The organism is Candidatus Pelagibacter sp. uisw_091, assembly GCF_059512525.1.
Genome location: NZ_CM183455.1, coordinates 366937 through 380578, shown reverse-complemented (window position 1 = coordinate 380578; position 13642 = coordinate 366937). Strand labels below are relative to the sequence as shown.

Genomic DNA, 13642 nt, shown 5'->3' with positions numbered 1-13642 from the left:
TCAAATAAATAGTTTATTTGAAATGATTTTTTAATTAGTAGATGGTTGCTCCAAAAACCTTGACATCATCCCCTTCAACACCAAGGACTAATCTTCCAAGGAACTCACCTTCAATTTCCTTGCTCTTCTGCTTAAATAGAACAGTAATGTTTTGGCCTCGTCTTAAACAGCCAAATGCTTTATAATCTTCAGATAAACTAGTTAAGAGCTTATTATTTGCCCACTGCTTTCCAAGTTCCACTTCATTAGCTCCAAATAACATTTGAGTTCCAAAATCTTTAGTAAAACCACCGTAATCCTTCATATTTGAGGTTTTAACAAGATTATCCCAAATAGGATTGGCAATCGCTATAATCTCATCATCAGATTTATCTAAAAGATTCATAATTTAAATTTAAAATCTTTAAGAGGCTTTTCTCTTCTCGTTCTCGTCAACTATGTGGTAAACCGGCACTTTTTCTAGTGAGAATTTACCAGTTTTTGGATCACGTCTTGAAACTGTTAAACAATGCCAATTGTCATCATCAAGTTTCATATGGTCACCTCTATAGTAATAACCAGGCCAACGTGTTTCTTCTCTAAACATTGTATGTTCAGTTACACATTGAGAAGTTAAAGCTCTGTGTTTTAACTCCCAAGCTCTCATAAGTTGGTGTAAATCTTCAGCGCCTACTTTTTCTAAATCTTCTTCTAACCAAGCGAGTAATTCTAAACCTCTTTTAAGCATATTGCCATTAGTCATGTAGTTAGTTGCAATTCCTCCAACATATTCGTCCATAATTCTTTGTAGACGTTGAAGACCTTGAATAGGTGAAATGTAACTAGGTGAAACTGTTCCACCTGTAATTTCATTTTGAGCTACTTGATATGTCTCTAAAGGTTTAAATATAGCAGTTTTAAAATCTTCACACTGTTTATCTGTAACTTTAATGCCTTCTGCTTTTTTATCTTCAATGTATTTAACAGCAGCTTTTGCAGCTAAACGACCTTCAGTAAATGATCCAGAAGAAAACTTATGGGCGCTTCCACCTACAGTATCACCTGCACCAAAAAGACCATCAATTGTTAACATTCTGTTATAACCCCAGAAATATTCTGGTGGAGATAAATCTTCAGGTCCGCTAACCCAAGCTCCAGAACAAGTTGCATGAGAACCCATAACATAAGGTTCAGATGTAGTTAGTTCAGGATTTGTGTATTTAGGATCAATATTTTGAGAAGCCCAAACAACCGCTTGACCAACAGTCATACCTAAAAAATTTTCCCAACCAACTGTTTCTAAATGTGGATCTTGGAATGCTTCAGTTGTAACCATGTGAATGGGTCCACCGCCTGCAATAGTTTCTTGAATAAATGCGTGGTTTCTTAAGCATGTAGGAGTTGGATGGTGATCAATATATTCACCAACTAATTCTTTAGTTTGATCATACCATTTCTTCTCATAATTCTCTCCATTTGCATTTTGAGTATATGTTTTAAGGTGTAAGAAGTATGCTCCAACTGGACCATATCCATCTTTAAATCTACATAGCACAATTCTGTTTTCCATTTGTGTCATTTTAGCTCCAACAGCAATAGGTAATGCATAAGCAGAACCATTGCTCCATGGTGCATACCAAGTTCTTCCCATTCCTTCACCAACTGCTCTTGGTTTGAAAATATGAGATGCTCCACCTGCTGCAACAATTACAGTTTTTGATCTAAATACATGGAAATCACCAGTTCTCATATTGAAACCAACAGCTCCACCTACTCTATTTTCTTGAGCCTCATCCATTAAAAGATGAGTAATCATTATTCTATTATAAATTTTGTCAGCTGATTTTTTTGCAGCCTCTGCAACAATTGGCTTATAACTTTCACCATGAATCATAATCTGCCATTTACCTTCTCTAAGGTAACGACCTGTTTTTTCATTTTTCATCATTGGTAAGCCCCATTCATCAAACATATGTACTGTTGAGTCAACGTGACGAGCCATATCATAACCTAAATCTTCTCTAACCATTCCCATTAAGTCATTACGTGCGTATCTTACGTGATCTTCAGGTTGGTTTTCACCCCACTGCATACCCATATAACAGTTAATAGCATATAAACCTTGAGCAACCGCTCCACTTCTATCGATATTAGCTTTTTCAACACAAATAATTTTCATGTCTCTTCCCCAATGTCTAGCTTCAAAAGTAGCACCAGTTCCAGCCATACCACCACCAACAACTAGAACATCACAATCCTCAAAATGAGTTTTATGTTTAGCCATTAGTAGTAAACTCCTTTTTTAAAAGTATCTTTTGGTACTGATGGTAACTTACCATCAATATTTAAACCATTAGGCTCAGTATAGAGCATTTGAGAATTGATCTCACCTTGATTTGGTTTTTCACCTTCTGCTAATTTTGGAATAAATTTTCCCCAAGGCTTTGTTGTAATTGGAGATACAAAATCTTTTGTGGTTCCATTTCTAAATTTAATTTTCCAAGAGATAGTTCCTTTTTCTTCTTCACGTCTAACTCTAACACTGTGACCCATAGGAGCAAAATCTGCATAACCACGAACATCAATTGCATGATTAGGACAAGCTTTTACACAAGAATAACATTCCCAACAAAAATTTGGTTCAATATTTACTGCTCTTCTAATATTTTCATCTATGTGCATAATATCTGATGGACAGATATCTACGCAGTGACCACATCCATCACATCTCGTCATGTATACAAAAGTTGACATATTATATTACCTTTCTTTTTTAATAGTGTTTTGGTTGTTCTCTTTTAATTCCTAGTCCAAATTGTTTAGGTGCATCAGCAAAAGGAGGAAGATTGTCTCTTGATCCATCTGCTTCTGCTAAGTTTTTTTGGATTGCTGCACCAGGCTTATAAATCATATGTGCAAACTTTGACCAATAAACTCCCCCAAATAAAACAATGTTTGAGGTAATAAATAAAACTAAAAATAAATATCCTAATAAAGTTGATCCTGAAGATTGAAAATAAGACCAAGCAAGTCCAGTAGTAGCGCATGCTAGAAGTGCTAAAACAAACAAGTCTGCTTTAATAATTCTGTACCAAGGGTGAGCTTCTGCAAGTACATCTACTCTTAAAAATAACCAAAACCAGTATCCACCCACACAAGTCATTATTGCTCCAACATGCCAAATCATAGGCCAAATTGTTGGTGCAGCTGTTCCTGTTCCAGTATAACCGAAAACTAATACAACTGATGCAACCCAAAATAAAATAGTTCCATACATTCCCATCACATGAGCAATTCTTCTTTTGCCCGCACCTAACTCTGCAGTAGTTGCAATATCGTGCACTACAGTTTTTAGAATAATTGCTGTTTTTTCACCAGCGCCAATTTCTCTTTCAGCAGCTAATTTTGCTTTTTTGGCATTATTGAAAAAATAAGTAACATTTTTATGATGTATCATTTGAACAACTGTTCCAATTACGATTAAAGCCAACATTGCTAAAACAAAGCCTTGAATTACAGAAGGAGAAATTGATTCTGCTAATGCAGAAAATGGACTAATTGACATCATATAGAATATTACCCTTTATTACTATTTTGTTGAAACTTAATTTTGAGTTTTTAGTATAGTTGAAATGATAGATCAACAGTTATTAGGTGCGCAATTTATCAATCAAAAATACAACTTACGCTTTACGTTTATAATGTTGTTTTAAGGGGATAACCGACCTAACACCACCTTGTGGATTTTCAACATCACCTTCTCTTCGTGGAATTACATGAATATGACAATGTAAAATTGATTGCCCTGAAACTTTTCCAGCATTAGATCCAATATTAAACCCTTTAACTTTTGTATCTTTTAATAATATTTCCTCTTTAATTTGTTTGATAAGGTTATTGCAAGCAATCACTTCATCATCATTTAAATCAAAATAATCTTTAACATGCCGTTTTGGAATAATTAAACAATGAAATACAGACACAGGATATGTATCATAACTTGCATAAGCCAACTCATTTTCTGCAGCTAAACCACTTTGTTTGGAGTTGCAGAATAAACAAGGATTGTTTGGGTTAAACATAAATATTATTTATAGATAGAGCATTTGTTAACTTCACTTTTATAAAAACTAGATAGTGTCTTATAAAATTTTAAACTTTTTCTCTTCCATTTAATTTCATTAATATTTTTTATTGATGCAACACCTTTTCCAGAACCAACAAGAAGAATTTCATTATATTCTGATAAAGTATTGATAAAAATATCTTTGTCAATAATCTTACCTAATTTTTTATTAAAAAAATTATAAGTAATGCCTTTGTAAATATTATTTAAAGGAGAAAATACTTTATCATCTTTTATAAATAACATATTTGAAGTTCCACTTTCTAAAATTGTATTCTTATAACAAAGACCAACATCTGAAGTGGTGTTATCCATTTTAGACAAATGTTTTAATATAAAATTATATTTAAGATTTTTATACTTTGGGTCAAATCGTTTGTGATTAATAAGCTTCAAATTAAAATTTAATTTAGGAGTTTTTCTATTTCTTAAAGAAATTGATATCATCTTTTTATTTACAGCAACTCTAAGAAGATGATTGTAAGATATTTTTTTATCAATATTTAATTTTATTAATTTAAGAATATTTTTTTCAAGATTTGAGGTATTTAAATTATAAACCTTTAAAGACTTAATTAAATTTTTGATATGTTTTTTAAAAAAAAGTATCTTAGATGGTTTTCCAAAAATCCACATAGTAGTGAACACACCATTATCTCCCCAAAGATCTTTAAAATTAATTTCTTTGTAGGTTTTATGCTGATAAGATTTTTTTAATAAGTAAGTTACCATTTTCAGTTAAAAAAGATTCAGGGTGAAATTGAAAGCCATATATTTTTTCTTTATTATTTTCTATTGTCATTGCTGTATTTGAAATATCACACCTCATTGTAATTTCAAAATTTTTTGCAGTAAACGGTTCTTTTAATTTTAGAGAGTGATATCTACCAACAGTGAATTGACTATTTTTTTTAAACAATGAATTTTTACTAGTTACTTTTATTTTAGACTGAAAACCATGATAAATCTTTTTTTGCACAATTATTTTTCCATTCTCACAATGTAAAATCTGTTGAAACCCAAGACAAATACCAATAATTTTTTTTTTCCTTTGTACTTTTTATAGATTTTTGAACTGGTGGGATAATCTTTAGGGGCCCCTGGACCTGGTGAAAAAACAATAATATCTGCTTTTTTTAGTTTATTTTCGTTTATTTTGTTAAAATTTGTACAAACTACTTCATCAAAATTTTCAAATTGATGTACCACGTTATGAGTGAAAGAGTCTTGATGATCAATAATGTATATCATTTGTAAAGATCCATTAATGATTTTGCTTTAATATAATTTTCATTAAATTCATGAGCTGCATTACTGTCAATTACAACACCTGAAGCAACAGAGATTTCTGATTTACCTTTAAAATTTAATATTGATCTAATAATAATATTAAACCTCATATCTCCATTGAATTTAAAATAACCGAAGCTTCCTGTGTAAATATTTCTGCTTTGTTTTTCCTGTTTATTTAACAAATTTAATGTACTGATTTTTGGACATCCAATTACTGATCCACCTGGCATCATTGCTTTTATAATCTCTAATGAAGTAATTTTTTTCTTGAGCTGTCCTCCAATTAAACTCACGTAATGATAAAGGTCCTTGTATTCCTCAACTATCTTTTTCTTTAAAATTTTTACTGAACCTGGTTTACAAATTTTAGATAAATCATTTCTTTCCATGTCAACAATCATGTTGTGCTCTTTGGTTTCTTTTAAGTTTTTTCTAAAAAAAGAGAGTGCTTTATTTTTGTTTAATTCTTTAGTTTTTTTTAAAGTGCCTGCTATAGGCTTTGTTGTTATAAAATTATTTTTTTTTGTTATCAAATTTTCAGGTGAACAACTTATTATTGAATAATTTTTATCTTTAATCATAAAGGCTTCTGGCGCCATATTGCTTTTTACTAACCTGCCAAAAAAATCTAAAGCATCTATTTCAGATTTATTGCTGTATTTAGTACAGATTTTAATCTGGTATGTTTCACCAGATTTTATTTTCTTTTTAAATTTATCAAATATTACTTTATATGATTTTTTATTAATATTTATTTTAAACAAATCACTAGGCTTAAATGATCTAGTTTTTTTATACTCCAGATTATTTGAAAGTTTTACTTTTGTTTCAGGTTTGTAAAAAATCCCTTTTGGAAAATTTATTGTTTTTTGTTTTTTTATTTTTACGTCTATTAAGTTATTTAGTATTTCATAACCAAAAAAACCAATAAATAAATCTGTTTCTTTATGAGTAAATTTTAATTTAGTATTTTTGTTTATGAATTTTTCAATATTTTTATTGTTTAAAATGATCTTTTTCGAAAAGTCCGTATAAAGATCAAATCCCTTATCTGATTTGTAGATTATAAAGGGTTTTTTTGAATTATTTAAATCTAGTAAGTAGTTTTTCTTATTCAATTTTTTATTCTGTTTTTAATCTTAAAACTGCTTCTTCTTTAATCGGTAGATGTATTATTGCCGCAAAAATAGATAAAGCAATTGCTAAATACCAAGCATAATCATAAGAGCCATATAAATCATGAAATAATCCTCCAAGAAAAGCTCCAAAGAATGAGCCTACTTGATGACTTAAGAAAACTATTCCATATAATACACCTAAGTATTTTGTTCCAAAAATATGGGCAACTATACCACTTGTTGCCGGCACCGTTGAAAGCCATAAAAAGCCAAAGCTTGCACCAAAGATAAATGCATTAATGTTACTTGCTGGTAAGAAGATAAATAAGATTATTGAAACACCCCTTAATGCATAGATAGAGCTTAAAATAATTTTTTTACTAATTTTTGTAGAAAGATATCCACTTAATAAAGAGCCAAATATGTTAAATAGTCCAATTAAGGATAAAATTGCAGCAGCTGTCCAGCTTTCTAATCCTCTATCAATTACATATTTTGGAACATGAGTTCCAACTAAAGTTATGTGAAAACCACATACAAAAAAACCAGATGTGAGTAATACGTAGCTTTTGTTTTTGAAGGCTTCTTTTAGAGCATCAAAGGTACTTTGATCGTTAGGTTTTTCAATGGATTGAACTAAAGAAGGGGATCTAACAAAAAAAGCCACTACAAGTCCAATAAACAAGAATATTGTGAATACAAAAAGTGTGTCCACCCATCCATTTTTGATTAACGAATAACTTGTATAAAGTGGAGAGATAAAATAGCCCAAAGAACCAACAGCTGTGACAATACTCATGGCTATAGTTCTGTTTGATAGTGGGAAGTGTTTTCCAACAATTGACATTGGTATACTAATTGCAGTTCCACCTAAACCAATTCCAACTAAAATTCCTAGATCTATTTGGAAAAAAATTCCAGTATTTGGACCAGCATACAAAAAGTAAATTCCTAAAATATAAAAAACAAAAGATAAACAAATCGCTTTATGTCCACCATATTTATCGGCGATGGCTCCAAATATAGGCCCTGTTAAACCCCACATTAACATTTGAATACCTATTGCTAATCCAGATTGAGTTATTGAAATATCTAAATCATTTTTAAAATCCATGAAAAATAGACCAAAAGTTTGTCTAACTCCAAGAGAAATTAAAACTACAACACAGGCTGCAATCAGCGTTATTAAAGCTGTTTTATTTTTAATAAATCTTTCTGAAGTCATTTAACATGTTTAAAAGATTTTTTTAAATCATCAATGAGATCTTTTGGATCTTCTAAACCAATATGTAGTCTTACTAAATGTTCATCTTTAGCTAATTTTAAATATTGTCTATTACCCTGTTCTCGTTTGTCTTGATACAAGGCTAAACTTTCAAATCCACCCCAACTATAGCCGTAGCCAAATAATTTTAGAGAATTAACAAACTTAATAACTGAATTTTTATTTTTGGAAGTGATCTTAAGACCCATTAATCCTGAAGCACCAGAATAATATTTTTTCCACATTCTAAAATTAAATGAATCTTTTTTATGTGGGTATAAAAGTTTTATATTTTTATAATTAGATAAAAATTCAGCTATTTGTTTTGCACTTTTTTCATGCTTGTCTAATCGAACATCTAAAGTTCTAAGTCCTCTTGTTATTAAATATGCATCATCAGGACCAAGTCTTAAACCTGTTATCTTATTTGTCTTATCAACTTGTTTAAAGACATTTTTATTAACTGCAAGACTTCCACCCATCACATCAGAGTGACCTGAATAATATTTAGTAGCAGATACAATTGACATATCAAAACCAATTTTAATTGGTTTTAAAAAATATGGTGTTCCCCACGTATTGTCAATTGCTGAAAAAATTTTATTCTTTTTTGCAATTGATACTATTTTACCTAAATCTTGAAAATCAAATGTATTACTCCCAGGATTTTCAACAAAAATTAATTTTGTTTTTTTTGTAATTGCTTTTTCTAAAGTCTTTAAATCATGTGGGTCATAAAAAACAGATTTTATATTAAATTCTTTTAGAAAATCTTGAGTTAAAATTCTTGTAGGTGAGTATGTCGGATCTGCCACAATAATTTCATCACCAGGTCGAACAACACTAAAGATAGATAAAAAAACTGATCCAAATCCAGTTGGCGTTAAAAATACATGATAGCACTCTTCCATTTCTTTAAGTATCTGTGACAAAACATGGGTTGTTGAAGTTCCCTGTCTTCCATAATCAAAATGTCCACCAGTTGGATCTTTTTTGCTCTTATCCTGCATTTTCCTAATATCTTGCATGGATTTAAAGATAATAGTTGAGGCTCTAACTACAGGGGGATTAACTGACTGATTATGGTAATCTTTTGCTGTATGTTTAAGAAAAGTTTTGAACGATTTTGCCATAAAAAATTTGATAAGTTATTAGGACAATGCTATATCCCTCCAAATACGTCAATAAAATTATAAAATAGGAAAGTATGGGTTACCCAAAAAAACATAGAGGTCGTAGAAAACAAGGCTCTAAAAAAAGAAGAGCCAGAAGAAAAGCTAAAAAGAAATAGTTTTTTGAATGAATAGAATAAAAAGAATAAGGTTTTTAAGTATATTCATTTTTTTTCTACCCTTTGCTGCTATCAACATCTGTCTCATTCTAGTAACTCATTACCCAGAATTTTTTTCACGGCAAGAAGATACATTAAATCCTTTCTTCCCTTATATTGATGGAGAGGCTTCTATAAGTAGAGTAGCAAGACCTTATCCTTCTTGGTTAGTTTTTAAACCAGCAATGCTTTTAACATCATTACTCCTGGTTATGTACTGGTTTAATACTAAGTGGGTAATTTATTCTTTTGATAAAAACCATAGACATATAAAAAAAATTATTTTTTTTGGTATTGCTTCAGCAATATTATTAGCCATACACTCTATTTTTTTAGGCATAAAATTTGAATATGATTTATACAAACTTTTTAGAAGGGTGGTTTTGTTATCTTTTATAATTTTCGAAGTTATCGCACAAACTTTTTTAGTATTAACGTTAATTGAATTAAAGAGCAAAATTAATAGTTACATTAATAAAAAATTTTTAAAATTAAAATTAATATTAGTTTATACATTAATTATTGTTGCATTATTTAGTATTGTTTTAATAAGCTTACCTGGCAATAAAGTAATCAAGCATATGTTGGAATGGAATTACTTCTTAGGTGTTATTAGTTTTTATATTTTAACTTTTTTTATGTGGAAAAATAAAAAATTATATTAATTTTTTACCCATCCTCCACCAAGTACTTTATATCCAAAATCATCTTTAGAATAAAATACACAAGCTTGTCCTGGAGCTATCCCATACTCCTCCTCTAATAGATCTACATCTGCAGAAGTATCATTTATATTAATCTTAGCTTTAATTAATTTTCCTGTGGATCTAACTTTCACAAATAATTCTTTTTCAAAGTCTTTTTTACTATTTGTTATAATATTCAAATTTTTTAAATTAATTTTAGTTTTAATTAAATCATCTTTTGCACCAACTATAATTTCATTTTTGTCTGCAATAATTTTTATAACATATAATGGATTCTTATCTGATATTCTAATTCCTTTACGCTGACCAATTGTATAGCTAATAATTCCATCGTGAATACCTATTACTTCACCCTTCATATTCTTTATATTTCCCTTGCTAAAAGAATTTGGTCTAAATTTTTCAATAACTGATGCGTAATCACCATTTGGTACAAAGCATATATCTTGACTATCAGGTTTATCAGCAACATTAAGATCAAGCTCTTTTGCTATATTTCTAGTTTCTTCTTTATGAAGGTTTCCTAATGGAAATCTCAAAAAATTTAATTGATCCTTTGTAGTATTAAATAAAAAGTAACTCTGATCTCTATTAGTGTCTATTCCTCTGTACATTTCAGTATTATTATTTTCTGTAATACTTTTAACATAGTGACCTGTAACTAAAGCATCTGCTTTTAATTTTTTTGCTTCTTCAAATAAATCTGTAAATTTGACTGTTTTATTGCATTGCACACAAGGTATGGGTGTTTCGCCATTTAAGTAACTATCAATAAAATTATCAATCACTCCCTCTTTAAATTTAGTCTGGTAATAAAGAATTTTATGCTCTATTTTTAATTTATCGGCCACTCTTTTTGCGTCCATAATATCTTGACCAGCACAGCATTGTTTTGAAGAGACTATCTCCTTACTATCATTGTAAAGTTTTAGGGTAATTCCTATAATATTGTATCCTTCTTTCTTCATCATGGCTGCTACTGTTGATGAATCTACTCCACCAGACATTGCAACAACAATTAAAGTATCCTTAGGTTCTTTAGCAATTCCAATTGAATTCAATTTTGTCATAATTAATGATATTTATTAGTATATTAGCTATAAGTAAATCAAATGATTTTAGATTATGAACCAGGTGATAAAGTGACTAATCCAGGTAATAAAGATTGGGGTATTGGACAAGTTCAATCAATAATCAATGGAAAAGTTACAGTTAATTTTGAAAATGTTGGAAAAAAAGTGCTTAACTCAAAAATAATTATTTTAAAAAAAATTTATAAATGAATATTGAAGAAGCTAAAAAGATAACACTCTCACTAATAGATACATTTAATATAGCAAGTAAGGTTGCACTAGATTTAAGAAAAATTGGCTTAATAAAGGAGATTAAATCAGACAACACTCCCGTAAGCAATGGAGATATTGAAGTAAATAAGATTTTAACTGAAAAAATATTTGAAGTAACTCCCAATATCCCAATTATTTCAGAGGAAAGTTCTAATCATAAATTAGATAATAATTTAAAGAATTTTTGGTTAATTGATCCAATAGATGGTACTAAAGATTACATAAATAATAGAGACGAATTCACATTAAATGCAGCTTTAATAATTAATAAAAAGCCAGCTATAGGAATTATTACAGCTCCAGCAAAAAAAAGAGTTTTTTACTCTTACGGTTTATCTAATAGTTATGAACTTATAGAGAGTCATGAAATATCTTTAATAGATAAAAAAAAAAATTATGATGAATTAACTGCTGTAAGTTATGCAGATGAATTAAAACCAGAAATTTTAGCCATCCATAAGGAATATAAGATTGCCACACACCAGAAAATGAAGAGTTCATTAAAATTTTGTGTTATTGCTGCTGGTGAGTTTGATATGTATGTTGCAGAGCCTAGAGCTTGTGAATGGGATATAGCTGCAGGACATGCAATATTAGAGCATGCAGGCGGAAAAATTACAGATTTTAATGGTGATGAAATTTTATATGGCAAACCTGAATTTAAAAATCCCAGTTTAATTTTAAAAAATAAGAATATTTTATAATGGATGAACAGTTAAGAATAATCTTAATTATAATAGTTTCTGTATCTATATTTGGTCTTTTAGTTTTTGTATTTGTTAAAAACTATATAAGAAATATAGTTAATCATTTAGCAAAAAAAGAAAAGAAAAAATTAAAGTAGTTTAATAATTTTTAGATACTCTGCTTGATCAATATCCATAATTCTTTTTGAAGTTTCAAAATCAAATCCATTCCTGGCTAGAAGTGATATGTCTTTTTTATAAAATAAAGGTCTATTATCCTCTTCTCTTGCTGGTCCTATTCTTTTTTTTTTACAAACTTTAATTCCAGAAAAGAAATCTTGATCTGTGTTATCTTCTTTAATCTTCTCAAGTGTTTCTTTGATATAAGTATCGTTAATACCTTTCCCCATTAAGTAATATCTTATCTTATTTATAGAGCTACCCTTTTGAATTAAACTACGTGACTTACTTTCAGAATAAAATTTATCACTGATAAATTTACTTTTTTCAAGATCAACTAAAACTATATCAATAAGATCAGTGATATCTTGTTTTTTAACATTGGGTACATTTGCTTTAAGATATTTTTTTAATAAATAGGTTCTTAGCTGTTGTTTTGATGGGGCATATCTTTCAATATACGCAAAAGAGAAGTTTCTCATCTCTTCCATTGTAACTTCTAATGTTTTTTTTCTATTTCTCATATGAATCATGTTATCTTGTAATATAATACATTAAAAAATGATTGGGCAAATTTATACATTCTTTACATTAGAAATGGTTTACCTATGGTTAAATTTAGGTGTTTTACCTTTTTGGATAGTGTTAATAATTTTTCCTCAATCACAAATATGTAGAGTTTTTATTACTTCAATTTTTCCAATATTTATTTTAAGCTTAGCTTATACATACTTACTCTATATTGTTTATTTAGATGCTTACAATTTTTTACAAAATTTTAATCTTTATTTAGGGCTTGATGAAATATCTAGTCTGTTTGAAAATAAATCTTTTTTAATTTTATTTTGGGTTCATTTTCTGGCTATGAATTTGTTTTGTGGTGGCTGGATTGTTAAAGATTCAACAATTTTTAATATGAATAGAGTTCTTGTGTCATTACCGCTTATAGTTACCTACCTGATTGGGCCAATTGGAATTATGATATACTGGATTTTACGATTATTTTATGCAAAAAGAATTAGTCTTTATGATTAAATCAATTGATTTTTATTTTGATTTCATTAGTCCCTACTCCTACCTTGCTCACAAAAAAGTAATGAAATTAAAAAAAAAGATAGATATTAATTTTATCTATAAGCCAGTTCTTTTAGGTGGTCTTCATAATTTACAAGGCATAACAGCTCCAGCTTTTATTAAATCCAAATTAAAACATATGATAAGTGATTGTGATTTAATTGCTAAAAAAAATAAAACTAATTTTTTTTGGAACTCTAAATTTCCTATTAATTCATTAAATATCATGCGCGGTTATCTTTTTATAAATAATGAAGTTAAAGACATATACTTAAATAAAATGTTTAATGCCTACTGGAGGGAGGATTTAGACATTTCTAAAGAAGAAATATTAAAAATTATTCTTAAAAAATGTAAAATTAATGCAAATGATTTCTTTGATGGTATCAAAAATCCTAAAATAAAAGATGAATTAAAAATTATTACTCGAGAAGCTCATGATAAAGAAGTATTTGGTGCACCAACATTTGTTGTTAATAATAAAATATTTTGGGGACAAGATAGGTTAGAATTTGCTTTAGACGAATATAAAAAATAGA

The 13642-nt window shown here is 29.0% G+C and carries 17 protein-coding genes and 1 pseudogene; 6 read left to right on the top strand and 12 right to left on the bottom strand.

All coding sequences use genetic code 11. From position 1 onward, the window contains the following. Positions 1-34: 34 nt before the first annotated feature. The 10 genes and pseudogenes from AC5YGA_RS02030 to AC5YGA_RS01985 all read right to left on the bottom strand — a co-directional run bounded on the left by AC5YGA_RS02030 (position 35) and on the right by AC5YGA_RS01985 (position 8913). The gene (locus tag AC5YGA_RS02030; protein ID WP_415309077.1) at positions 35-385 is read right to left on the bottom strand and encodes a hypothetical protein; all 351 of its coding nucleotides are present in this window, start codon (positions 383-385) and stop codon (positions 35-37) included. Between the two features lie 18 nt (positions 386-403). Continuing rightward, complete coding sequence (aprA, locus tag AC5YGA_RS02025) at positions 404-2263, bottom strand: adenylyl-sulfate reductase subunit alpha (RefSeq protein ID WP_271493016.1); 1860 nt, start codon at positions 2261-2263, stop codon at positions 404-406. Beyond that, entirely contained in the window at positions 2263-2733 is a 471-nt protein-coding gene (gene aprB, locus AC5YGA_RS02020) for an adenylyl-sulfate reductase subunit beta (RefSeq protein ID WP_415272245.1), read from the bottom strand. The genes aprA and aprB overlap by 1 nt, the downstream gene beginning before the upstream one ends. 19 nt (positions 2734-2752) lie before the next feature. Continuing rightward, complete coding sequence (locus AC5YGA_RS02015; RefSeq protein WP_415309075.1) at positions 2753-3547, bottom strand: adenylyl-sulfate reductase; 795 nt, start codon at positions 3545-3547, stop codon at positions 2753-2755. Positions 3548-3662: 115 nt separating this feature from the next. Next, entirely contained in the window at positions 3663-4061 is a 399-nt protein-coding gene (locus AC5YGA_RS02010; RefSeq protein ID WP_415309073.1) for an HIT family protein, read from the bottom strand. A gap of 5 nt (positions 4062-4066) precedes the next feature. Then, positions 4067-4837, bottom strand: coding sequence for an aminotransferase class IV (locus AC5YGA_RS02005; RefSeq protein ID WP_415309071.1), 771 nt, complete (start codon positions 4835-4837; stop codon positions 4067-4069). After that, positions 4800-5356 (bottom strand): annotated as a pseudogene (locus AC5YGA_RS02000) (aminodeoxychorismate/anthranilate synthase component II). The gene AC5YGA_RS02005 and the pseudogene AC5YGA_RS02000 overlap by 38 nt, the downstream one beginning before the upstream one ends. Then, on the bottom strand, positions 5353-6516 hold the full coding sequence (locus AC5YGA_RS01995; protein WP_415309067.1) for a chorismate-binding protein: 1164 nt from the start codon (positions 6514-6516) through the stop codon (positions 5353-5355). Before AC5YGA_RS01995 ends, AC5YGA_RS02000 begins: the two are co-directional and overlap by 4 nt. Positions 6517-6520: 4 nt before the next feature. Beyond that, positions 6521-7741, bottom strand: a complete 1221-nt coding sequence (locus AC5YGA_RS01990) for an MFS transporter (protein WP_415309065.1) — start codon at positions 7739-7741, stop codon at positions 6521-6523. Continuing rightward, complete coding sequence (locus AC5YGA_RS01985) at positions 7738-8913, bottom strand: trans-sulfuration enzyme family protein (RefSeq protein ID WP_415309063.1); 1176 nt, start codon at positions 8911-8913, stop codon at positions 7738-7740. Before AC5YGA_RS01985 ends, AC5YGA_RS01990 begins: the two co-directional genes overlap by 4 nt. Before the next feature lie 166 nt (positions 8914-9079). Between AC5YGA_RS01985 and AC5YGA_RS01980 the strand changes: the two genes are divergently transcribed. Then, positions 9080-9775, top strand: a complete 696-nt coding sequence (locus AC5YGA_RS01980; protein ID WP_415309061.1) for a hypothetical protein — start codon at positions 9080-9082, stop codon at positions 9773-9775. Here the strand turns inward: AC5YGA_RS01980 and mnmA are convergent. Then, the gene (mnmA, locus tag AC5YGA_RS01975; RefSeq protein ID WP_415309059.1) at positions 9772-10887 is read right to left on the bottom strand and encodes a tRNA 2-thiouridine(34) synthase MnmA; all 1116 of its coding nucleotides are present in this window, start codon (positions 10885-10887) and stop codon (positions 9772-9774) included. The two genes, AC5YGA_RS01980 and mnmA, sit on opposite strands and share 4 nt — an antisense overlap. Before the next feature lie 42 nt (positions 10888-10929). Here mnmA and AC5YGA_RS01970 point away from each other — a divergent pair, with 42 nt between their 5' ends. The 3 genes from AC5YGA_RS01970 to AC5YGA_RS01960 are packed head-to-tail and all read left to right on the top strand — an operon-like array spanning position 10930 to position 12007. Further along, the gene (locus AC5YGA_RS01970) at positions 10930-11100 is read left to right on the top strand and encodes a DUF3553 domain-containing protein (RefSeq protein WP_415309057.1); all 171 of its coding nucleotides are present in this window, start codon (positions 10930-10932) and stop codon (positions 11098-11100) included. After that, a complete protein-coding gene (locus tag AC5YGA_RS01965) occupies positions 11097-11867 on the top strand; it encodes a 3'(2'),5'-bisphosphate nucleotidase CysQ family protein (protein WP_415309055.1) in 771 nt (256 codons plus the stop codon). The genes AC5YGA_RS01970 and AC5YGA_RS01965 overlap by 4 nt, the downstream gene beginning before the upstream one ends. Beyond that, entirely contained in the window at positions 11867-12007 is a 141-nt protein-coding gene (locus tag AC5YGA_RS01960; protein ID WP_415309053.1) for a hypothetical protein, read from the top strand. The genes AC5YGA_RS01965 and AC5YGA_RS01960 overlap by 1 nt, the downstream gene beginning before the upstream one ends. Here AC5YGA_RS01960 and AC5YGA_RS01955 read toward each other — a convergent pair. Continuing rightward, the gene (locus AC5YGA_RS01955; protein ID WP_415309051.1) at positions 11999-12553 is read right to left on the bottom strand and encodes a regulatory protein RecX; all 555 of its coding nucleotides are present in this window, start codon (positions 12551-12553) and stop codon (positions 11999-12001) included. The two genes, AC5YGA_RS01960 and AC5YGA_RS01955, sit on opposite strands and share 9 nt — an antisense overlap. A 37-nt stretch (positions 12554-12590) precedes the next feature. Here AC5YGA_RS01955 and AC5YGA_RS01950 point away from each other — a divergent pair, with 37 nt between their 5' ends. Both AC5YGA_RS01950 and AC5YGA_RS01945 read left to right on the top strand, forming a co-directional pair. Continuing rightward, positions 12591-13064, top strand: a complete 474-nt coding sequence (locus AC5YGA_RS01950; RefSeq protein WP_415309049.1) for an ABA4-like family protein — start codon at positions 12591-12593, stop codon at positions 13062-13064. Continuing rightward, positions 13036-13641 carry a 2-hydroxychromene-2-carboxylate isomerase gene (locus AC5YGA_RS01945; RefSeq protein ID WP_415309047.1) on the top strand — a complete coding sequence of 202 codons (606 nt, stop codon included), beginning with the start codon at positions 13036-13038 and terminating at the stop codon, positions 13639-13641. Before AC5YGA_RS01950 ends, AC5YGA_RS01945 begins: the two co-directional genes overlap by 29 nt. Position 13642 lies beyond the last annotated feature (1 nt).